Annotated in this window: 16 protein-coding genes; 13 read left to right on the forward strand and 3 right to left on the reverse strand. The window is 68.0% G+C overall.

Annotation, left to right across the window (positions count from 1 at the left end):
* Positions 1-79: 79 nt before the first annotated feature.
* Positions 80-967 carry an NAD(P)-dependent oxidoreductase gene (locus NIBR502771_RS19160; protein ID WP_141161096.1) on the reverse strand — a complete coding sequence of 296 codons (888 nt, stop codon included), beginning with the start codon at positions 965-967 and terminating at the stop codon, positions 80-82.
* Positions 968-1,182: 215 nt separating this feature from the next.
* Between NIBR502771_RS19160 and NIBR502771_RS19165 the strand changes: the two genes are divergently transcribed.
* The 4 genes from NIBR502771_RS19165 to NIBR502771_RS19180 all read left to right on the forward strand — a co-directional run bounded on the left by NIBR502771_RS19165 (position 1,183) and on the right by NIBR502771_RS19180 (position 6,366).
* Positions 1,183-2,766: an acyl-CoA carboxylase subunit beta gene (locus tag NIBR502771_RS19165; RefSeq protein ID WP_141161097.1), complete on the forward strand. Its 1,584-nt coding sequence runs from the start codon at positions 1,183-1,185 to the stop codon at positions 2,764-2,766.
* Positions 2,763-3,020 (forward strand): acyl-CoA carboxylase subunit epsilon, encoded by a 258-nt coding sequence (locus NIBR502771_RS19170; protein WP_246839740.1) that lies wholly within the window; start codon positions 2,763-2,765, stop codon positions 3,018-3,020. Before NIBR502771_RS19165 ends, NIBR502771_RS19170 begins: the two co-directional genes overlap by 4 nt.
* 47 nt (positions 3,021-3,067) lie before the next feature.
* A complete protein-coding gene (locus NIBR502771_RS19175) occupies positions 3,068-4,753 on the forward strand; it encodes a DUF885 domain-containing protein (RefSeq protein ID WP_141161098.1) in 1,686 nt (561 codons plus the stop codon).
* Between the two features lie 170 nt (positions 4,754-4,923).
* Positions 4,924-6,366, forward strand: a complete 1,443-nt coding sequence (locus tag NIBR502771_RS19180) for a dicarboxylate/amino acid:cation symporter (RefSeq protein ID WP_141161099.1) — start codon at positions 4,924-4,926, stop codon at positions 6,364-6,366.
* A gap of 89 nt (positions 6,367-6,455) precedes the next feature.
* Here NIBR502771_RS19180 and NIBR502771_RS19185 read toward each other — a convergent pair whose 3' ends face one another.
* Entirely contained in the window at positions 6,456-7,013 is a 558-nt protein-coding gene (locus NIBR502771_RS19185) for a hypothetical protein (RefSeq protein WP_141161100.1), read from the reverse strand.
* Positions 7,014-7,199: 186 nt separating this feature from the next.
* On the opposite strand from NIBR502771_RS19185, the gene NIBR502771_RS19190 reads away from it, so the two are divergent.
* The 6 genes from NIBR502771_RS19190 to NIBR502771_RS19215 all read left to right on the forward strand — a co-directional run bounded on the left by NIBR502771_RS19190 (position 7,200) and on the right by NIBR502771_RS19215 (position 14,305).
* Complete coding sequence (locus NIBR502771_RS19190; protein ID WP_141161101.1) at positions 7,200-7,889, forward strand: TetR/AcrR family transcriptional regulator; 690 nt, start codon at positions 7,200-7,202, stop codon at positions 7,887-7,889.
* A gap of 18 nt (positions 7,890-7,907) precedes the next feature.
* Positions 7,908-10,430, forward strand: a complete 2,523-nt coding sequence (locus tag NIBR502771_RS19195; RefSeq protein WP_141161102.1) for an MMPL family transporter — start codon at positions 7,908-7,910, stop codon at positions 10,428-10,430.
* Between the two features lie 9 nt (positions 10,431-10,439).
* Positions 10,440-11,081 (forward strand): nucleoside triphosphate pyrophosphatase, encoded by a 642-nt coding sequence (locus NIBR502771_RS19200; protein ID WP_141161103.1) that lies wholly within the window; start codon positions 10,440-10,442, stop codon positions 11,079-11,081.
* Positions 11,082-11,211: 130 nt separating this feature from the next.
* Complete coding sequence (locus NIBR502771_RS19205; RefSeq protein WP_141161104.1) at positions 11,212-13,020, forward strand: biotin carboxylase N-terminal domain-containing protein; 1,809 nt, start codon at positions 11,212-11,214, stop codon at positions 13,018-13,020.
* A gap of 8 nt (positions 13,021-13,028) precedes the next feature.
* Positions 13,029-13,466: a nuclear transport factor 2 family protein gene (locus NIBR502771_RS19210; protein ID WP_141161105.1), complete on the forward strand. Its 438-nt coding sequence runs from the start codon at positions 13,029-13,031 to the stop codon at positions 13,464-13,466.
* A gap of 107 nt (positions 13,467-13,573) precedes the next feature.
* A complete protein-coding gene (locus NIBR502771_RS19215) occupies positions 13,574-14,305 on the forward strand; it encodes a glutamine amidotransferase (RefSeq protein ID WP_141161106.1) in 732 nt (243 codons plus the stop codon).
* Between the two features lie 56 nt (positions 14,306-14,361).
* Here the strand turns inward: NIBR502771_RS19215 and NIBR502771_RS19220 are convergent, their stop codons facing one another.
* Entirely contained in the window at positions 14,362-15,771 is a 1,410-nt protein-coding gene (locus NIBR502771_RS19220; protein ID WP_141161107.1) for an MFS transporter, read from the reverse strand.
* A gap of 278 nt (positions 15,772-16,049) precedes the next feature.
* On the opposite strand from NIBR502771_RS19220, the gene NIBR502771_RS19225 reads away from it, so the two are divergent.
* The 3 genes from NIBR502771_RS19225 to NIBR502771_RS19235 are packed head-to-tail and all read left to right on the forward strand — an operon-like array spanning position 16,050 to position 21,239.
* Complete coding sequence (locus NIBR502771_RS19225; protein WP_141161108.1) at positions 16,050-17,471, forward strand: MFS transporter; 1,422 nt, start codon at positions 16,050-16,052, stop codon at positions 17,469-17,471.
* Between the two features lies 1 nt (position 17,472).
* A complete protein-coding gene (locus NIBR502771_RS19230) occupies positions 17,473-19,683 on the forward strand; it encodes a molybdopterin oxidoreductase family protein (RefSeq protein ID WP_141161109.1) in 2,211 nt (736 codons plus the stop codon).
* A complete protein-coding gene (locus tag NIBR502771_RS19235) occupies positions 19,680-21,239 on the forward strand; it encodes an FAD-dependent oxidoreductase (RefSeq protein ID WP_141161110.1) in 1,560 nt (519 codons plus the stop codon). Before NIBR502771_RS19230 ends, NIBR502771_RS19235 begins: the two co-directional genes overlap by 4 nt.
* Positions 21,240-21,362 lie beyond the last annotated feature (123 nt).

The raw sequence follows: 21,362 nt of genomic DNA on the forward strand, positions 1-21,362 counted from the left end.
ATCCTACCGAGCCGCGCCTGATCGTACCCAGCCTGCCGCAGTCCCGGAACGGGCACCGGGGACTGCATGAGGGCCCGCCTTAGAGGAAGATGTCCGGAACCAGCCGGTCTTCCGGTGCTCCCAGGCTGTAGGGGCGGAAGTCGGTCACGCCCGCGGCGGCCAGGACCTGCTCGTCCGTGTAGAAGTTGCCCGACGGCGGCGCACCGGCACCGAGATTGCTGCCGGTCAGGATGGCGTGGGCGGCGTCGGCCATGATCTGCGGGCCGCGCGCGGCCAGCACCATGGTTTCGCCGTGGGGCATATTGCGGATGGCAGCCGTGTCGATCAGGGTACAGGGCCACAGTGAGTTGACCCTGATCCCGTCAGCCTTCAGTTCCTCGGCCAGGCCCAGGGTGGTCAGGCTCATCCCGTATTTCGCCATGGTGTAGGCAAGGTGCTTCCCGGCCCAGGAGGGGTGGAGGTTCAGCGGCGGCGAGAGTGTCAGGATCTGCCCCCGGCCCGAGGCACGGAGCGCCGGGAGCGCCAGCTTGGACAGCAGGAAGGTGCCGCGCACGTTGATGTCCTGCATGAGGTCGTACTTCTTCATGTCCACCTTGTCCGTGGTGGAGAGGTCGATGGCGGAGGCGTTGTTGATGACGATGTCGATGCCGCCGAACCGGTCAACAGCCGCGGCTACGGCGCCGGCCACGTCATCGTCCCTCCGCACGTCGCCCACCAGGGGCAGGGCCTGGCCTCCGGCCGCCTCCAGCTCGCGGGCTGCGGTGTGGACCGTCCCGGCGAGCTTGGGGTGCGGCTCCCCCGTCTTGGCAAGGAGCACAATGTTGGCCCCATCGCGGGCCGCCCGCAGGGCGATGGCCAGGCCGATCCCGCGGCTGCCGCCGGACAGCAGGATGGTCAGGCCCGCCAGGGAGCCGGCGGCCCGGTACGGGCTTTCGGAGGCATGCAAAGCATCGTCGCTTGAAGTCATGGGAACACTGTAACCCAACTAAGTTACTCATGAGTAACATTGTGGAGAGGTTGTTGGAACGGCAGAAAATTGTAGGTTCCCTACAGCCGTTGGCGCCCAAAGCGTTACTAGACTTGCCAGCAGGGTTCGTCTTTTGTGTGGATGCTACTTAACGCTCCGCGCAGCCAGACCTGCCAGCCGACAGAATTGACCTGCTACAGAGCCGGAGACACTTGATGAGCCACGATCTGACAACGACTGCGGGAAAGATTGCCGATTTCCGCGACCGCCAGGCGCGTGCCGAACAGCCCTCCGGCCCCGAGGCCATCGAGAAACAGCACGCCCGCGGCAAGAACACCGCCCGCGAGCGCATCGCCCTGCTGCTGGACGAGGATTCCTTCGTGGAGTTTGATGCCCTGGCCGTGCACCGCTCCACCGCCTTCGGCATGGAGAAGAAGAAACCGCTGGGTGACGGCCTGGTCTCCGGCTACGGCACCGTGGACGGGCGGTTGGTGGCGGTCTACAGCCAGGACTTCACCGTGTACGGCGGATCCCTAAGCCAGGTCAACGGCGAAAAGATCGTCAAGGTCCAGGAGTTTGCGCTCCGCAACGGCTGCCCCGTCGTCGGCATCCTGGACGGCGGCGGCGCCCGCATCCAGGAAGGCGTGGCCTCACTGGCCATGTTCGCAGACATCTTCCGGAACAACGTCCACGCATCCGGCGTAGTGCCGCAGATTTCGCTCATCATGGGCCCCTCCGCCGGCGGTGCCGCCTACTCCCCCGCCCTCACCGACTACGTGGTGATGGTGGACAAGACCTCGCACATGTTCATCACCGGTCCGGACGTCATCAAGACCGTCACCGGCGAGGACGTCGACATGGAAACCCTCGGCGGTGCGCGGCAGCACAACGCCACCACCGGAACCTCCACCTACCTTGCCTCCGACGAGACCGACGCCATTGAGTTCGTGCGCGAACTGCTGGATTTCCTTCCGTCCAACAACCTGTCCGAGGCGCCTGTCCTGGGGCACCAGCAGGAGTTGGAGATCGACGACGACGACCTCGCCCTGGACACGCTGGTTCCGGATTCAGCCAACCAACCCTACGACATGCGCGCCGTGGTGGAGCAGATCGTGGACGACGGGCACTTCCTGGAGATGCAGGCCCTGTACGCCCCCAACGTGATGATCGGCTACGGCCGCGTCGAGGGCCACACGGTGGGCATCGTGGCCAACCAGCCGCTGCAGTTCGCCGGCACCCTGGACATCGCCGCCTCCGAAAAGGCGGCCCGGTTCGTGCGCCACTGCGACGCCTTCAACATTCCCATCATCACCCTGGTGGACGTTCCCGGCTTCCTTCCGGGCAAGGACCAGGAGTTCCAGGGGATCATCCGCCGCGGCGCCAAGCTCCTCTACGCCTACGCCGAGGCGACCGTCCCCAAGCTCACGGTGATTACGCGCAAGGCCTACGGCGGCGCCTACATCGTGATGGGCTCCAAGAAGCTCGGGGCCGACCTGAACCTTGCCTGGCCTACGGCGCAGATCGGCGTCATGGGCGCGCAGGGGGCCGTGAACATCCTCTACCGCCGCGACCTCGCAGCGGTCGCCGAGGACGGCGGCGACGTGGAGGCCCGCCGCGCCCAGGTCATCCAGCAGTACGAGGAAGAGCTCCTCAACCCCTACCAGGCAGCCGAGCTTGGCTACGTGGACGCCGTCATCGCCCCCTCGGACACCCGCATCCAGATCATCAAAGGACTGCGCGCCCTCCGCGACAAACGCGCCAGCCTTCCCGCCAAGAAGCATGGGAACATCCCGCTGTGATCCCCACCCCAGGGGCGCCGGAGCCCGACGAGACCCCGGAAACGGCAGAAGCAGCCGCCGCGCCGCTGTTTTCTGTTGTCAAAGGAAAACCCAGCGACGAGGAACTCGCCGCACTGGCCGCCGTCGTGCTTTCCCTCGGCGGAGAAACCCCCGCCCCGGCTAAGACCACCAGCGTACGGCACTGGGTCCGGAGGCAGCAGTTGCGGCTCGCCCCCGCTCCCGGGCCGGGAGCCTGGAAACGCAGCCGGGGCTGACCTCCTCCCTGCCACACTGACTGCGCGGAGCCCGGTAGTCTCGGCATGTGACTATCGACACTGCACCCGCCGCGCGCCCGCACACCCGGATCGACGCCGTCGCGGACACCTACACGGACACCCTGATCAGGCTCAACCCCACCTTTGCCACCACCCTTGGCCTGCCGGGACATGAGACGGAGTATCAGGACTTCTCCCCCGCCGGCGTCGCCGGTTTCGCGGAGGCAGCACGGGCTGCCCTCGTGGCCCTGGAGGGCCTGGAACCGGAAGACGACGTGGACGCCGTCACCCTGGACGCCATGCAGGAACGGTTGGGCCTGCAGCTGCTGATCCACGCTTCCGGCTGGGAATACGCGGAGCTGAACAACATCGCGTCGCCGGCCCAGGACATCCGCGCCATCTTCGACCTCATGCCCACCGAAACCGAGCAGGACTGGGAGCACATCGCCGGCCGCGCGCACAACGTGCCGGCAGCCATCAGCGGCTACACCGAGTCCCTGCGCCTGGCAAGGGATGCCGGGAAGGTGGCCGCTGCACGCCAGGTGCGGATCGTCATCGAACAGGTGGCAAAATACGCCGCCGGGGACGGCTTCTTCGCCAAACTGGCGGCCGGCGCTTCCACCTCCGCCGGCACGTTGCCGGCGAACCTGCAGGAAATGCTCGACGCCGGTGCTGACGCAGCCCGCCGTGCCTACAGTGGCCTGGCCGAATTCCTGCGCACAGAGCTGCTGCCCGCAGCGCCGGAAAAGGATGCCGTCGGCCGGGCCCGCTACGCCCTCGCTTCCCGGTCCTTCCTCGGCGCTGAAGTGGACCTGGAGGAAACCTACGCGTGGGGCGTCCAGGAACTGGACCGCCTCATCGCCGAACAGGAACAGGTGGCGCACGCCATCAAGCCGGGGGCATCCATTGCCGAGGCCAAGGACATCCTCAACAACGACCCCGCCCGGCAGTTGAAAGGCACGGAGGCGCTGCAGAAGTGGATGCAGGATGTCTCGGACAGGGCGGTGGCCGAACTCGCCGGCGTGCACTTCGACATCCCCGACGTCATGAAGAAGCTCGAGTGCCGGATCGCCCCCACCGACGAAGGCGGCATCTACTACACCGGTCCGTCCGACGACTTCAGCCGCCCCGGCCGCATGTGGTGGTCAGTCCCCGCCGGGGAGGACACCTTCACCACCTGGGCCGAAACCACCACCGTGTACCACGAGGGCGTCCCGGGCCACCACCTGCAGGTCGCCACTGCAACCTACCGGCGCGAGCTGCTCAACAAGTGGCGCCGGAACGTCTGCTGGACCTCCGGCCACGGCGAAGGGTGGGCCCTTTACGCCGAGAAGCTCATGCAGGAACTGGGCTACCTGGACGATCCCGGCGACCATATGGGAATGCTGGACATGCAGCGCATGCGGGCCGCGCGCGTGGTCTTCGATATCGGCGTGCACCTGGAACTCGGGATGCCCGAACGCTGGGGAACCGGCACCTGGACCGCCGACAAGGGCTACGCATTCCTGAAGGAAAACCTGCCCATCAGCGAAGGCCAGCTCAACTTTGAGTTCACCCGGTACCTCGGCTGGCCCGGGCAGGCCCCCTCCTACAAGGTGGGACAGCGGCTTTGGGAACAAATCCGCGCCGAGCTCGAGGCGCGGCCGGGGTTCGACCTCAAGGAGTTCCATACCAAGGCCCTCAACATCGGCTCCGTAGGATTGGACACCCTCCGCCGGGCGCTGCTTTCCTGACTCGCCCATGCCCGGCGAGACATTAAGCACATCCGTGACGGGAATAAGTAACAATAGCCACCGTCTGCCTTGTATTTCCGGGGTTTTCCAGGTTCGTGGGCAAATGTGGATGCGTAATATTTCTCAATATTCTTTCGACGTGGTATGAGGTGGGGGTCTAGCTTGTTCTGGTGAGCACTCAGACAAGCACCCCCTCCCCCGCAGGGAAGACCGGATTCCAGCTCCCCAAGTGGGCGGGTTCGTTCGGCTTCCAGATCATTGCCGCCCTCATCGTGGGCCTAGGCCTCGGCCTGCTGGCCAAGTACACCGGCAGCACCAAGACCAGCCCCAACGCCCTCGGCGCCACGCTGCAGACCATCGGCTCAAGCTACGTGTCGCTGCTGCAGACCGCCGTCGTTCCCCTGATCTTTACCGCCGTCGTCAGTTCCATTTCCAACCTGCGCCAGGTGTCCAACGCCGCCCGGCTCGCATGGAACACGCTCCTGTGGTTCGCCATCACGTCCCTGATCGCCGTGCTGATCGGCATCGGCCTGGGCGTGCTCCTGCAGCCCGGCGCCAACACGGGCATCAGCGGAGACGCCAAGTACACCGGCAAGTCCGGTGACTGGTGGGCCTTCCTCGTGGGCCTCTTCCCGAAGAACTTCCTCGGCCTGGGTGCCAGCTCCACTGTCGGCGATTCCGGCGTCGTCACCACGTCCATCAGCTTCAACGTCCTGCAGATCCTCGTCATCGCCATCGCGGTGGGCGTTGCCGCCCTCAAGGTGGGCAAGGCGGCAGAGCCGTTCCTGAACCTGAACGCGTCAGCCCTCGCCGTGATCCAGAAGGTGCTCTGGTGGATCATCCGCATCGCACCGCTGGGAACCGTCGGCCTCATTGGCAATGCCGTGGCCGTCTACGGCTGGGACACCATCGGCTCGCTGGGAAAGTTCACCGTGGCCATCTACGCCGGCCTGGTGCTCGTGCTGTTCGTGGTGTACCCGATCCTGGTCCGCAGCCATGGCCTGTCCATCAAGCAGTACTTCTCCGGCGTATGGCCCGCCGTGCAGTTGGCTTTCGTTTCCCGCTCCTCAGTGGGCACCCTGCCGCTGACCCAGCGCGTGACTGAACGCAGCCTCGGAGTGCCCCGCGCGTACGCCTCCTTCGCCGTACCGCTGGGCGCCACCACCAAGATGGACGGCTGCGCAGCCATCTACCCTGCCATCTCCGCGATCTTCGTGGCCCAGTTCTTCGGCATCCACCTGGACTTCAGCCAGTACCTGCTGATCGCCCTGGTCTCCGTCCTTGGCTCCGCCGCAACCGCCGGCACCACCGGCGCCGTGGTGATGCTCACCCTGACGCTCTCCACGCTCGGCCTGCCGCTGGCCGGCGTCGGCCTGCTGCTGGCCATCGACCCCATCCTCGACATGGGCCGCACCGCGGTGAATGTGGCAGGCCAGGCCCTGGTCCCCACCATCGTGGCCAAGCGCCAGGGCATCCTGGACGAATCGCTGTACAACGCACCCCGCAACGGCACCCCGTTCGTGGATGACAGCGATGCTCCCGCCGATGGTTCCGCAACGGACGGCACCAGCGCCGGGACCGCATCCCGCGAGCTGCAGGATGCCAACGCATAACGCGCCAGCAAAAAGACGTCCCCGGGATATGCTCCCGGGGACGTCTTTGCTTAAGGACTTCGCCCCAGCCCGCAACAGGCGGGCAACAATCAGCGTCCGCCAATCACCCCGTTCTGGACCGCCTTGGTCACGGCGTCGGCTTCGGCCTGCGTGAGTTTGCCGTCCGTCACTGCCTTGTCCAGGCGGGTCTTGAGTTCGGCAGCGTGTTCTGACTGCTCCTCGCTGCGGATCTCCTGGAGGGCTGCCGTCACCTTGGCCTCGTCGATTCCCAGCGAGGCCGCCAGCGATTTGGCGAGGGCGGCTTCGCGGGCCGCGGGATCCGGCTTCTGGCCGTCGGCGGGCGGCGTGGTGGGCTTGCTGGCTTCGCGGAAGGCCTTCAAGGCGTCCGTCACCTTGGCTTCGTCCACGCCTAGCTTCGCCGCCAGGGCAGATGCCTGCTCCATGCCGTTGCCGCCGCGGCCGCCGTGCCTGCCCATGCCGCCGTGGTCGGTTCCGGCGGCGCCGTCGGCCGAGGCACTGGAACTCGCGCTCGGGGTGGGAGTGGGCGCAGTGGTGGTGGCCGATGCCATGCCGGCCACGCCGATTCCTGCACCGAGCGCCAGCGCCGCGGCTGACAGGCCCAGGGTCATCTTCTTCGTGCGGGTCATTTCTCTGTCTCCTCATTCGCCGTCGCCTGACGGCTGCTGGTGATACGCCTCGCGGCGGGACATTTCCAGCATCGTCCACCAGGTTCAGGAAAGGCTGTCGGGAACCTTTCGTTCTCCTGTGAATCCAGATCACTACGCCCGGGAAATTAGTTGCATAGAGTGCAAAGTTGCACGTAGTGTAAGCCTGTGCCAGATCCGCTTTCCTCCCCGGAGACCCCGCAGGACGCCGTGCCCGCCGCCCCTTCCCGCCGCGAGCTGAACAAGGCCGCCACGCGCCAGGCCATTACCGACGCCGCGCTGGGCCTCCTGCGTTCCAAAGGCCCCGGAAACTTCACGGTGGAGGACATCGCCGACACCGCAGGAATCTCCCGCCGTACCTTCTTCAACTACTTCAGCAGCACCGACGCCGCCTTGGCCTCCATCGTCCACGGCTTCCTGGACAACGCCATCCAGCAGCTGCGCCTCCGGCCGGCGGGCGAACCCATGCTGGAGTCGGCCCAGGCCGCCCTGGTGGCCCTGGCGGACCCCAAGGCCATCGCCCCGCTCGCGGAACTGTTCTCGCTGACCCAGCAGAGTCCGCTGATGTCCCACACGGAACTGGAGGCGTGGGACCACTGCCGGGCCCAGGTCTTCACCGTGGCCCGCGAACGCCTCGCCGGAACCCCCGGCGAGCGGGACGAACTGTACGTCCACGCCCTGGCCGGCTCCATCATCTCCTGCGGAAAGGCCGCCATGGAGGTCTGGTTCAGCCGGCGCGGCCCGGACCTCTCACCCGCCTCCCTTGCCGAACTCCGCCAACTGCTCATCGATGCCATGGCCCTGCTGGGCGCCGGCTTCACCACCACCGCTTTCCCATCCGCCACCCGTTCCTCCTGATCAGATCGGTCCTCCCGCATGGCACTCCTCCTTTACCGCCTCGGCAAGTTCTCGTACCGCCGGCGCTGGCTTGTCATTTCCCTCTGGCTTGCCGTCCTGGTGGCCGTCGGCGGTTCCGCCGCGGCTTTCCACGGCACGCTGTCCAACAACTTCCAGATCCCGGGCACCGAGACCCAGCGGATCGCGGACAAGCTCAAGCAGGATTTGCCCGCAGCCTCGGGCGGAAGCGCCACGATCGTCTTCGAAGCCCCCGACGGCGGATTCACGGCCGGGAGCCGGGCGGCCGTGACGGATGCGCTGAAGAAGCTGCAAGCCCTCCCCGAGGTCCGCGGCACGGTTGATCCGTTCGCCACCCAGGCCCAGGTGGACCAGGCCGGCAAGGCCATCACCGACGGCGAACAGCAACTGGCGGCCGGCCAGGCGCAGCTGGATGCCTCCCGCGCCCAGCTGGAGGCGGGCAAGGCGCAGCTGGCAGCGGCTGAAGAGCAGCTCACCTCCGCCGGTGCGCCCGCGGCCGTGGTCGAGGCACAACTGGGCCAGCAGAAGGCAGCGCTGGCTGCCGGCCAGGCCAAACTCGACGCCGGCGCACAGGAACTGCAGGCCAACAAGGCGAAGCTGGAACTTGGCAAGCGCCAGGCCCAGGCGGCCTCGGCCATCCGGTTCGTGTCCGCGGACAACAAGGCCGCCGTGGCCCAGGTGCAGTTCAACACCTCCATCAACGGCCTGGCCCCCTCGGTCCGCAAGCAGGTACAGGAAATCGCCCACGAGACGTCCTCCGCAGGCGTCAAGGCCTTTGCCAGCAAGGAAATCACCGAAGACATCTCGGCCCTGTTCGGCACAGCGGAAATCGTCGGCATCGCCGTCGCGGCCCTGGTCCTGATCCTCATGCTGGGAACGCTGATCGCGGCGGGCCTGCCGCTGCTGATGGCCATCATCGGCGTCGGTGTGGGCGTAGGCATCACCTTTGCCCTCTCCGGCCTGTTCGACATGAGCTCCATCTCCCCCATGCTGGCCCTCATGCTGGGCCTGGCTGTCGGCATCGACTACTCGCTGTTCATCGTCAACCGGCACCGGACCCAGCTCCTGGGCGGCATGGACCCTGAAGAATCCGTGGCCCGGGCCAACGGAACCTCCGGCAACGCCGTCGTCTTCGCCGGCCTCACCGTGATCATTGCCCTCGCCGCCCTGGTGGTCCCCGGTCTGCCGTTCCTCACCGTCATGGGGCTGGCAGCCGCAGGAACCGTGGCGGTGGCGGTACTGGTCGCCATCACCCTGACCCCCGCCATGTTGTCCCTGATCGGCCGCCGCATCATCTCCAGGCGGGCATGGGCCAAGTCCGAGGCCCACAACGCCGAACCGGGCCACGAGGCGGCGGACCTTGCCACCGACCGCGAACGAAGCACCCACGGGTGGGGCGGCCTGGTCACCAAGCACCCCTGGATTGCGCTCGTCGCCGGCGTCCTCCTGCTGGGCACCCTGGCATTGCCTGCCATCCAGCTCCAGCTGGCACTGCCTGACGGCGGATCCGAGCCCGTGGAGTCCGAGGCCTACCAGGCCTACGACCTGACGGCACGCAGCTTCGGCGAGGGCGTCACCGGCCCCATCGTGGCCGTGGGCGAGTTCCCCGCGAACCTGGATGCGGCGCAGGCGCAGAAGCTGCAGTACGACATCGCGGACAAGCTCCGTGCCGTGGACAACGTGGTGGCAGCCGTGCCGGTGGCCCTCAGCGAAGACCGCCGCACCGCCGTCTTCCAGGTCATCCCCAAGGAAGGTCCCGCCAGCGCCAGCACGGTCAAGGTGGTCGCCGAACTCCGCGGCCTGAACGGGGAGATCAAGGCCGACTACGACGTCGCCATGGGCCTGACCGGCCAGACTGCCGGCAACGTGGATGTCTCCACCAAGCTCGGCGACGCCCTGCCGCCCTACCTGGCGATCGTCGTCGGACTGTCCCTGGTCCTGCTGCTGCTGGTGTTCCGCTCCATCGTGGTGCCGCTGCTGGCCACGGGCGGCTTCCTGCTGTCCCTGTCGGCCGCCTTCGGCGCCGTAGTGGCCGTCTACCAGTGGGGCTGGCTGGGGAATATCTTCGACGTGGCCAACCCCGGCGCCGTGCTGAGCTTCCTGCCCATCATCCTGATCGGCGTGCTGTTCGGCCTCGCCATGGACTACCAGGTGTTCATCGCCTCCGGCATGCGCGAGGCCTACATGCACGGATCATCCGCCAAGGAAGCGGTCAGGGTGGGGTTCCGGCACGCAGCCGCCGTGGTCACCGCCGCCGCGATCATCATGGTCAGCGTGTTCTCGGGCTTCATCTTCAGCCACCTCACCATGGTCCGGCCGCTGGGCTTCGCAATGGCCTTTGGCGTCCTGCTTGACGCGTTCGTGGTCCGGATGACCATCGTTCCGGCCGTGATGTACCTGCTGGGTGCCAGGTCCTGGTGGCTGCCGCGTTGGCTGGACCGGATCCTGCCGGATGTGGACGTGGAAGGTGCCAGGCTCAACCGTGGCCAGGGGACGCCGGTGCCCGGCGAACTGGTCCACTAGGCTGGGACCGTGCTCCATCTGATCCTCGCGTCCCAGTCCCCCGCCCGCACCAAGCTCCTGGCCGAGGCCGGCATCCGGCACACCGTGCTGGTTTCCGACGTCGACGAGGCGGCCGTCCAGGAACGGTACGGCGTGACGGACCCGCACGACACCGCACTGCTGCTGGCCCGGGCCAAGGCCGAGGCCGTGGCGTCCCTGCCCGAAGCGGAGGGCGCCCTGGTGCTGGGCTGCGACTCCGTCTTCGAGTTCGACGGCGAGGCGCACGGCAAGCCGTACACGGCCGACGTCGCGCGCGAGCGGATGCTCCGCATGAGCGGCAGCGCGGGGGTGCTGCACACCGGGCACTGGCTGGTGGACTGCCGGGACACGGACGACGCCGGCGGCGGCCGCGGCTCGGGCGCCACGCTCGGGGCGGTCGCCTCCGCCGAGGTTTCCTTCCTGGACATGGCCCCGGAGGAGATTGACGCCTACATCGCCACCGGTGAACCGCTGCACTGCGCAGGTTCCTTCACCATCGACGGCCTGGGTGGTGCTTTCATCCGCAAGGTCGACGGCGACCCGCACGCCGTCGTCGGCCTTTCCGTCTCCACCCTGCGGGGCCTGCTCGCCGCCGCCAATGTGCGCATCACGGATCTCTGGCCGCCGCGGTAGGCGTGTGCTTTTTTAGGCACCCTTGTAGCTTCCCTACAAAGGACGGCTGCTTTACACGCGGATTCCGCAAGTAATATCGGCGGAACCTCCAAAACCGCGCTAGGCTCCCTGAAGGAAAGAAGGAGACGCCTTGTCAGCAAATTTGGAGCAGTCCGCAGGAACCACGCAGCCCAGCCTCACAAAGGTGCTGATCGCCAACCGCGGCGAAATCGCCGTGCGGATCATCCGGGCGGCCCGGGACGAAGGCATCGCCTCCGTGGCTGTCTACGCCGACCCGGACCGCGACGCACTGCACGTCCGGCTCGCTGACGAGGCCTATGCCCTGGGTGGCACCACGGCCGCCGAGTCGTACCTGGTGATGGACAAGATCATTGATGCCGCCCGCCAGTCCGGCGCCGACGCCATCCACCCCGGCTATGGGTTCCTGGCGGAGAACGCAGATTTCGCCGCCAAGGTCATCGCCGCCGGCATCACCTGGATCGGCCCCTCCCCCGAGGCCATCTCCGCCCTGGGCGACAAGGTCCAGGCCCGCCACATCGCCGAGAAGGTCGGCGCCCCGCAGGTCCCCGGCACCGCAGACCCCGTGGAATCCGCCGAGGAAATCCTGGAATTCGTGGACAAGTTCGGCCTGCCCGTGGCCATCAAGGCGGCCTTCGGCGGCGGAGGACGCGGCATCAAAGTGGCCCGCACCCGCGAGGAAATCCCCGAGCTCTTCGAGTCCGCCGTCCGTGAAGCCACGGCCGCCTTCGGCCGCGGCGAGTGCTTCATCGAGCGCTTCCTGGACGCTCCCCGGCACGTTGAGACCCAATGCCTCGCCGACGCACACGGCAACGTCGTGGTGGTCTCCACCCGCGACTGCTCCCTGCAGCGCCGCAACCAGAAGCTCGTGGAGGAGGCCCCGGCCCCGTTCCTCACCCCGGAACAGAACCAGCGGCTTTACGAATCCTCCAAGGCCATCCTGAAGGAAGCCGGCTACCTGGGCGCGGGGACCTGCGAGTTCCTGGTGGGCCAGGACGGCACCATTTCCTTCCTTGAGGTCAACACCCGCCTCCAGGTGGAGCACTGCGTCTCCGAGGAAGTCACTGGAATCGACCTGGTCCGCGAGCAGTTCCGGCTGGCCCGCGGCGAGGAACTCGGCTACGGCGACCCCGAGGTCCGCGGCCACTCCATCGAGTTCCGCATCACCGGCGAGGACCCGGGCCGGAACTTCCTGCCCTCCCCCGGCACCATCAGTGTCCTGAAGAACCCCACCGGGCCCGGCGTGCGGATCGACTCCGGCGTGGAGCAGGGCGACGTCATCAGCGGCAACTTCGACTCGATGCTCTCGAAGCTGGTCGTTACCGGCGCCACCCGCACCCAGGCACTGCAGCGCTCCCGGCGGGCCCTGGAGGAAATGGTGGTCGAGGGCATTCCCACCGTCATCCCGTTCGATCTCGCCGTGGTCAGCAACCCCGACTTCGCCCCCGCGGACGGCCCGTTCAAGGTCCACACCCGCTGGATCGAGACCGCCTTCGTCAACGACATCCCCGCCTGGACACCCAGCGGCACCGCGGAAGAAGAGGCCGACGCCGGCGAACGCCAGCGCGTCGTCGTCGAGGTGGGCGGCAAGCGCCTGGAAGTGGTGCTCCCGGCATCCCTGGGCACCCCCGGCACCGCCGCAGCCGCCGGCAAGCCCGGCAAGTCCAAGAAGCGCTCACGTTCCGCAGGTCCCGCTGCCGCCACGGGCAACGCCCTCACTTCCCCCATGCAGGGAACCATCGTGAAGGTCGCCGTTTCGCACGGTGACGTGGTGTCCGAGGGCGACCTGGTGGTGGTCCTGGAGGCCATGAAGATGGAGCAGCCCCTCACCGCGCACCGGTCCGGCACCATTACGGGCCTGACGGCAACCGCCGGCGAAACGGTGTCCGCGGGCGCCATCATCGCCACGATCGAAGACTAGGAAGCCGGATGCTGGCACCAAGTTTCCAGGAAGAAGTGGCCCGCTACCACCAGGCGGTTCCCGAGATCACCCGGGGCAACACCGCCCCGATCAAGGAACTGTACTCCCGGCTGGACGACGTCACCCTGGCCAACCCGTTCGGCGGGATAGCCCGCGGCTGGGCCCAGGTGGAGGCCCGGCTGGACCAGGCGGCGCGGCAGTTCCGCGACGGCGAGATGCTCGGCTTCGATACCGTCACCTCCTACACGGCCCGCGACACCGCGTACCTGGTGGAGACCGAACACTTCCGGGCCCGCCTGGACGGCGCTGCCGCCACCGAGGAGTTCGCGCTGCGCGTGACCAGCATCTTCCGCCGCGAGGAGGGCTACTGGAAGCTGGTGCACCGCCACGCCGACCCTGCGGCCCGGTCCCAGTCCCGCCGCTCCCTGGCGCAGCCCACAGGCTGAGCGTTCGCCGGGCCTACCATCCGCCCCGGCTAGACATCCACCTATGCGGCGCTGCCACGCGCACGGCTGTGCTGGCAGGCGGCGCCGCCAGGATGCAGACTTAGCTCATGCTGCCATTCCTCCTCCTCGCATCACGTGCTGAAAATGCTGCCGCGGAGGATGAATACGCCGCCTACCTGAGGTACGGCGGGCTTGAGGAACGGGAGCTCCGCCGGGTCAGGCTTGAGGCCACTCCCCTGCCCGCGCTGGATCTTGCGGATTATTCCGGCGTCATCGTCGGCGGCAGCCCGTTCACCTCCAGCGATCCGCCGGAGCAAAAGACCCCGGTCCAGCACCGGGTGGAGCGGGAGCTTGCCGCCCTGCTGGACCAGCTGGTGGCCCGCGACTTTCCGTTCCTTGGCGCCTGCTACGGGGTGGGCACCTTGGGCAGCCACCAGGGCGCCGTGATCGACCGGACCTATGGCGAGCCCCTCGGCGCGGTGGAGGTGGAACTGACCGCCGAAGGCCTCCAGGACCCCATCCTGCAGGGCGTACCCCAAACCTTCACGGCATTGACCGGGCACAAGGAAGCCGTCCGCTCACTGCCCCCGCACGCCGTCCTGCTGGCACGGGCCGCCACCTGCCCGGTCCACATGTTCCGCGTCAGGACCAACCTTTATGCCACCCAGTTCCACCCGGAGCTGGACGCCGACGGATTGGTGACGCGGATCGATATCTACCGGGACGCCGGGTACTTTCCGCCGGAATCAGCTGAAGAGCTCATGGCCGCGGCACGGCAATTCACGATCACCGAGCCCATGGCGGTGCTGAAGAACTTCGTGGCCCGCTACGCCCGGTGAGCATGAAAATGCCCGGCGGGCCGGATGGCCGCGCCGGGCATTGTGGCGTTGGAGAATCAGGCCACGTTGTTCTCGTAGTCAAGGTCGCGGGTCTCGCGCGTCAGGAACAGCGCGATCAGGGTCAGCACGGCCATGGACGTCAGGTAGATGCCCACCAGCACCGGGCTGCCCTTGGCGGCTTCCCACAGGGCCACTGCGATGAACGGGGCCACCGCGGCACCCAGGATGCTGGAGAAGTTGTAGCTGATGGCCGAGCCGGTGTAGCGGACGTTCGTGGGGAACAGTTCCGGCAGCAGCGCCCCCATGGGCCCGAAGGTCAGGCCCATGAGGGAGAAACCGAGGATCAGCAGGCCCATGGTGCCCACGAAGCCGCCGCTGAACAGGGGGACGAACAGCAGGCCGAACACGAAGATGCCGGCGGTGACGGCCATCAGCATCTTGCGGCGGCCGTACTTCTCGGCCAGCGGGCCGGAAACCAGGGTGAAGATGCCGAAGAAGACGACGCCGGCAATCAGCATCCAGAGGAAGTCGTTGCGGGAGTAGCCCAGGCCGGGAACGAACGCTGCGGCGGCGGCTTCGGACATGGGCTTGCCGGCCTTTTCTGCGGCCGCCTGTGCGCCGGCCAGGGTGGGCTTGGTGCCGTAGGTCAGCGTGAACGTGGTCATCAGGTAGAACAGCACATAGGTGGCCAGCATGATGAAGGTGCCCAGGATCAGCTGGCGCCAGCTGGACTTGAAGACGCGTCCCAGCGGCAGCTTGGCTACCTCGTTGGACTCCACCACCTTGGTGAAGGCGGGGGTTTCGATCAACTTGAGCCGGACGTAGAGGCCCAGGATCACCATGGCGGCGCTGAGCAGGAACGGCACGCGCCAGCCCCAGGCCGCGAAGGCCTCCGGTGTCAGCGTGTAGCTTGCCACCAGGAAGATGACGTTGGCGATGATGAAGCCAATGGGGGCGCCGAGCTGCGGGAAAGTGCCGTAGACGGCGCGCTTGTTGGCCGGGGCGTTCTCGGTGGCCAGCAGGGCCGCGCCGCTCCACTCGCCGCCGAGGGCCAGGCCCTGGGCGAAGCGCATGACCACCAGCATGGCCGGAGCCCAGAACTCCCAGCCCGGAACCAGCGCCGTGGGAAGGCAGCCGATGAGGAAGGTGGCGATGCCCATGGTCAGCAGCGACGCAACAAGGGTTCCCTTGCGGCCGAACTTGTCGCCGAAGTGCCCGAAGACAATCGAGCCGAGGGGGCGGGCGATGAAGGCCACGCCGAAGACGGCGAAGGAGCTCAGCAGCTGGGTGGTTTCGTTCGCGCCCGGGAAGAAGAGCTTCGGGAACACGAGCACGGCGGCCGTGGCATAGACGTAGAAGTCGTAGAACTCCACGGTGGTGCCGATCAGGCTTGCCACGATGACGCGGCCGCGGGAGTTCACCGGCTGATGCGAACCAGGCACCTTGGTGGTATCGGTGGATGACATGGGTAAACGCTTTCGTGTGACCGGCCGGGCGCAGGCAGTACTGCCTCCCGGCTCGAATAGTTAGAGTTTGATCTTACTTCCCAACGTCCAGTCAATGGACGAAACGTCCACAATGCGGACCTGTGTTGTGGATCCCATATGCCGGACCCCCGCCGGCGCCTCACGCCGTCCGGCCGCCCCGGATAGGCAAAAGTCACAGCGCGTTAACAAACCTCGACCGTCCGCGAAACGAGCCGTCCCTACCTTGGAGGAACAACATCCCCCGAAGGAGGTAACCCGTGACTGTTGACCGCACCGTTGATGCCGTATCCGCCAGCGCACAGCCCGGCCCTACCCGCACTACTGACGCCCCTGCCCTTGAATTTCGCCCCGGCCGCTGGATCGCCAACTGGGACGCCGAGAACAAGGAGCAGTGGGAGGCCGCAGGCCGGGCCATCGCCCGCCGCAACCTGAACTGGTCCATCTTCGCCGAGTTCCTCGGCTTCGTCGTCTGGCAGCTGTGGTCCATCGTGGTGGTCCAGCTCCCCGCTGCAGGCTTTACCTTCTCCACCTCGGAAATCTTCTGGCTCATCTCCATGCCAAGCCTGGTGGGCGCCACCCTCCGCATTCCCTACACGTTCATGGTCCCCCGCTTCGGCGGCCGCAACTGGACTATCGTGTCCGCCCTGCTGCTCCTGATCCCCTCCACCGGGCTGGCCCTCTGCGTCTCGAATCCGGGCACGCCGTTCGGCGTCATGCTCCTGGTGGCTGCCCTGGCCGGCTTCGGCGGCGGCAACTTCGCCAGTTCGATGGCCAACATCACGTTCTTCTACCCGGCCCGGGAAAAAGGCTGGGCGCTGGGCCTGAACGCCGCCGGCGGGAACCTGGGCGCCGCCGTCGCACAGCTTGCCGTTCCCATCGTCATCACCCTGCTGGCCGCCGGCACCGTCAACCTTCCGATGGCCGGCTGGATGTGGGTCCCGCTCATCCTGCTCGCAGCCTTCGGCGCCTTCAAGTACATGAACAACCTCACCAGCGCCAAAGGCGACGTAGCCGGTTCGGTCGCGGCGCTGAAGGAACCGCACCTGTGGATCATGGCGCTGCTGTACATCGGCACTTTCGGCTCCTTCATCGGCTTCGCCGGCGTGTTCCCCAAGCTGATCAAGGACTACTTCCCCGCGTTCTCCTCCATCGCCGTGGGCAGCGTGGCCTTGTCCCTGGCGTTCCTCGGCCCCCTGGTGGGATCCCTGGCCCGCCCCTACGGCGGACGCATGGCGGACCGCATGGGCGGAGCCCGGATGACTGTATCCGCCTTCGCCGCCATGGCCGTAATCACGCTGACCATGATCTGGACACTTCCGCTCAAGAACTTCCTGCTCTTCCTGGTCCTCTTCCTGATGCTTTTCACTGCCAGCGGCTTCGGCAACGGTGCAACGTACCGGATGATTCCGGTCATCTTCGCCACGTCCAGCCGGGCTGCGCGCCAGGGTGCAAGCTCCGTGGCCACCCAGCGGCTCGCATCCTCCGCCCTCGGCCTGATCTCGGCGATCGGCGCCTACGGCGGCTTCGTGATCCCACAGGTGCTCAATGCCTCCAGCACCGCCAGCGGCTCCTACACTCCGGCCTTCTACGGGTTCGTCGGCGCCTACGTCCTCATGCTGGTGGTCTGCTGGACCTGCTACATCCGCAACGCCGGCCGGAACGCGATGGGACACGTCTAACATGGCCAAAAGCGCCGCCACGCACTGCCCCTACTGCGCCCTGCAGTGCGCCATGACGCTCACGTCCCCGGTGGACCTGGCCCCGGTTTCACAGCCGGGGCCGGGCCCCGTGCCTGCACCGGATCCCGCGCCCGCACTGGAGGTTGCCGGCCGGGATTTCCCCACCAACCGAGGCGGCCTGTGCCGCAAGGGCTGGACCTCGGCCAGCCTCCTGAACCACGCGGGCCGGATCACCGAACCCCTGTTGAAAGGCGCCGACGGCGTCCACCGGCCCATCGGCTGGGACCAGGCCCTGGACCTCGCCGCCGCGGCAGTGAAGGACGCCCGCGCCCGGTACGGTGCCGACGCCGTCGGTGTCTTCGGCGGCGGCGGCCTCACCAACGAAAAGGCCTACATGCTGGGCAAGTTCGCCCGGCTGGCCCTGGGCACCTCCCGGATCGACTACAACGGCAGGTTCTGCATGTCCTCAGCCGCCGCGGCGGGAATGCGCGCTTTCGGCGTGGACCGCGGCCTGCCCTTCCCGCTCGAAGCCCTGGACACCGCCAGCACCATCCTGATGCTCGGCTCCAACGTCGCCGAGACCATGCCGCCGTTCGTCCAGCACCTGCAGGGGGCCCGCGACGCCGGCGGCCTGGTGGTGGTGGATCCGCGGCGTTCCGCCACCGCGGCCTTCACGGCCGACGGCGCCGGGCTCCACCTCCAGCCCCTCCCGGGCACCGACCTCACCCTCCTGTTGGGCCTTTCCCACGTGGTCATCCACGAAAACCTGGCGGATGCCGCCTTTATCCAGGAGCGCACCTCGGGCTACAACGCCGTGGTCCGCAGCGTGAACGCCTTCTGGCCCGAACGCGTCCAGTCCATCACCGGTGTCCCGGCGGACCTCATCCGCGAAACCGCCCGCCTGCTCGCCGCCGGTGCCCGCGCGGGCGGCAGCTACATCCTCACCGGCCGCGGCGTGGAACAGCACGTGGACGGCACGGACACCGCCACCGCGGCCATCAACCTCAGCCTCCTGCTGGGCCTGCCCGGCTCCGCCCGCAGCGGCTACGGCACCCTCACCGGCCAGGGCAATGGCCAGGGCGGCCGGGAGCATGGCCAGAAGGCGGACCAGCTGCCCGGCTACCGGAAGATCACAGACCCCGCCGCCCGCGCACACGTCGCCGCAGTCTGGGGCGTTCCGGAGGAGACAATCCCGGGGCCGGGCCTGCCCGCAGTCCAGCTGTTGAAATCACTGGGCCAGCCCGACGGCGTCCGGTGCCTTTTTGTCCACGCCTCCAACATTGCGGTGGCGGCACCCGACGCCAACGCCGTCATCAAGGGGCTGCGGAGCCTCGACTTCCTGGTGGTGTGCGACTTCTTCCTGTCGGAAACCGCTGCGGAGGCAGACCTCATTCTTCCAGTCCTCCAGTGGGCCGAGGAGGAAGGCACCCTGACCAACCTGGAAGGCCGGGTGCTGCGCCGCCGCCGCGCCATCTCCCCTCCCGCCGGCGCCCGCAGCGAGCTCTGGATCATGGCCCGCCTGGCCGAGCGCCTGGACGCCCCCTCCACCTACAGCGAGGACCCGGAAACTGTCTTCGAGGAGCTCCGCCTGGCTTCCGCGGGCGGCCTGGCCGACTACTCCGGCATCGACTACGCCATGCTGGACCGCGGCGAGGCCGCCTACTGGCCCTACCCTGCGGGCGGCACCGGAACGCCCCGCCTGTTCAGGGACGGCTTCGCGCACCCCGATGGCAAGGCGGTCATGGTCCCGGTGGCGCCGCACCGCCGTCGTACTCCCGCAGCTGAAGTCGCCGGGCACGCAACGGAACCCGCCGGCACAGCCATGACCCTCATCACCGGCCGCCTCCTGGAGCACTACCAATCCGGGGCCCAGACCCGCCGGGTCCCCGAGCTGGCCGCCGCGCAGCCCGAGGCCAGGATGCAGCTCCACCCCGGGGCGGCCGACGCCATGGGCATCGGCGCCGGAACGCTGGTGTCGGTGTCCAACGGGCGCGGAGAGGTGGTGTGCCGGGCGGAGCTCAGCACCGCCATCCGCCCCGAGACGGTCTTCCTGCCCTTCCACTTTCCCGGGGCCGAAAGCGCCAACCGGCTGACTGAAGCCACGACAGATCCGGTCTCCGGGATGCCCGAGTTCAAGTTCAACACCGTATGGGTCCGGCCCGTGGCCGCGCCCGAATCCGCCCGCATGCTGCAAACGACGGAGGCCTCATGAGCGAGCAGATTGTCATTGTGGGATTCGGCCCCGTGGCCGCCCGGCTGGTGGACGAGCTCCTGCCCGCCGTGCGCAGCGGACACGCCAGGCTCACGGTGGTGGGCCAGGAAGCGGAGGCCGCCTACAACCGCGTCCTGGTGGCCGACCTGGGCGTGGGCCGGACCACCGCTGACGCCCTCGCCCTCGCCGACAGCGCAGAGCTGGTTGCGGAGGGCGTGGACGTCCGGCTGGGCGTCCGGGTTAAGCGCGTGGACCGGGCACGGCAGCAGGTGGCTCTGTCCGACGGCGCGTCCGTGCACTACGACCGGCTGGTGTTTGCCACCGGATCCCGGCCCGTGATCCCCAACCTCACCGGCATCAATCCGGACCCCTCCTCCCCCGTGCTGCCTGCCGGCGTCACGGCCTTGCGCGACCTGCGCGACGCGGAAGTGCTGCGGCAGGCCGTGGCGGGCGGCAAGCGCGTGGTGGTCCTGGGCGGCGGCGTCCTCGGCTTGGAAACGGCGCTGGCCGCCGCGGAGGAAGGCGCCACGGTCACCGTGCTCCACAACGGCCCGCACCCGCTGGGCCGCAGCATCGACCGCGGCGGCGGGGCCGTCCTGGCTGCGGGGCTGCGCCGCTGCGGCGTCCGCGTGGCCGGCAACGCCCGGTCCACCGGCGTTGAGCACAACGCGCCCGACGGCGGGTTCTCGGCTTTGCTGCTCGACGACGGCTCAGCGATCGACGGCGACCTCCTGGTCATCTCCTGCGGCGTCCGTCCGCGGACGGAGCTGGCCGAGGGGTGCGGGCTGTCCACCGGCACCGGGATCCTGGTGGACCACCGGCTGCGGGCCCACCACGAGCCGCATATCTTCGCCATTGGCGACTGCGCAGAGGTGCGCTGCCCGGATCCCCGCTGCGCAGCCTGCCGCAACGCCAAGGGTCCCTCCGGCCTGGTGGGTCCTGGATGGCGGCAGGCCGAATGGCTGGCCGGCTACCTCACCCTGTTGGCCGAAGGGGCGGAAGCGGAAGCCGACGTGCTCCCCGCGCTGGCTCCCGAACAGCCCGGCGTCGTGGTCCTGAAAGCCCGGGGCATGAACCTGGCCGTGGCCGGGGACAACGCCGCCGAACCGTGGGACGAGGAAGCCCTCACGGCCGGAGCGGTCAACGGCAGGCCGCGCCTGCAGATCGCCCAGTGGGCGGATCCGGAGCACGGCCGGTACGTCAAGATGACCACCCGCGGCGGCGTGCTGGAAGGCCTGGTGGCGGTGGGCATGCCCCGGACCGCCGCCGAACTCGTGGGGCTTTTTGAGCGGGGTGCCGAGCTTCCCGCCGACCGGTCACTGCTCCTGCGCCTGGATGGACCGGACCAGCTGCCCGGGGGCGGGGCTGCCGATCCCGCGGGCACCGTCTGCCGGTGCGCGGGGGTCAGCGGGGCGGCCATCGCTGCCGCCGCAACCGGCGGCTGCTCCACCGTGGCGGACGTTTCCAAGTCCACCCGCGCGGGCACCGGCTGCGGCGGCTGCCATGAGGACATCAAGGGGCTCATCGAACAGCACTTCTCCCCAGCCTTGCCCTAACCTCGCAAACTCGGCCAGGGAACCCGACGGCCGCGGCCCCAGGCGGCCGCGGCCTGGCAGCTGCGGGGCTTTGGCCCCTTGGCGTCGGGATTCCACAGGGCTTGAATGGTCCCAGGATTCCAC

The organism is Pseudarthrobacter sp. NIBRBAC000502771 (assembly GCF_006517215.1).
GTDB lineage: Bacteria > Actinomycetota > Actinomycetes > Actinomycetales > Micrococcaceae > Arthrobacter > Arthrobacter niigatensis.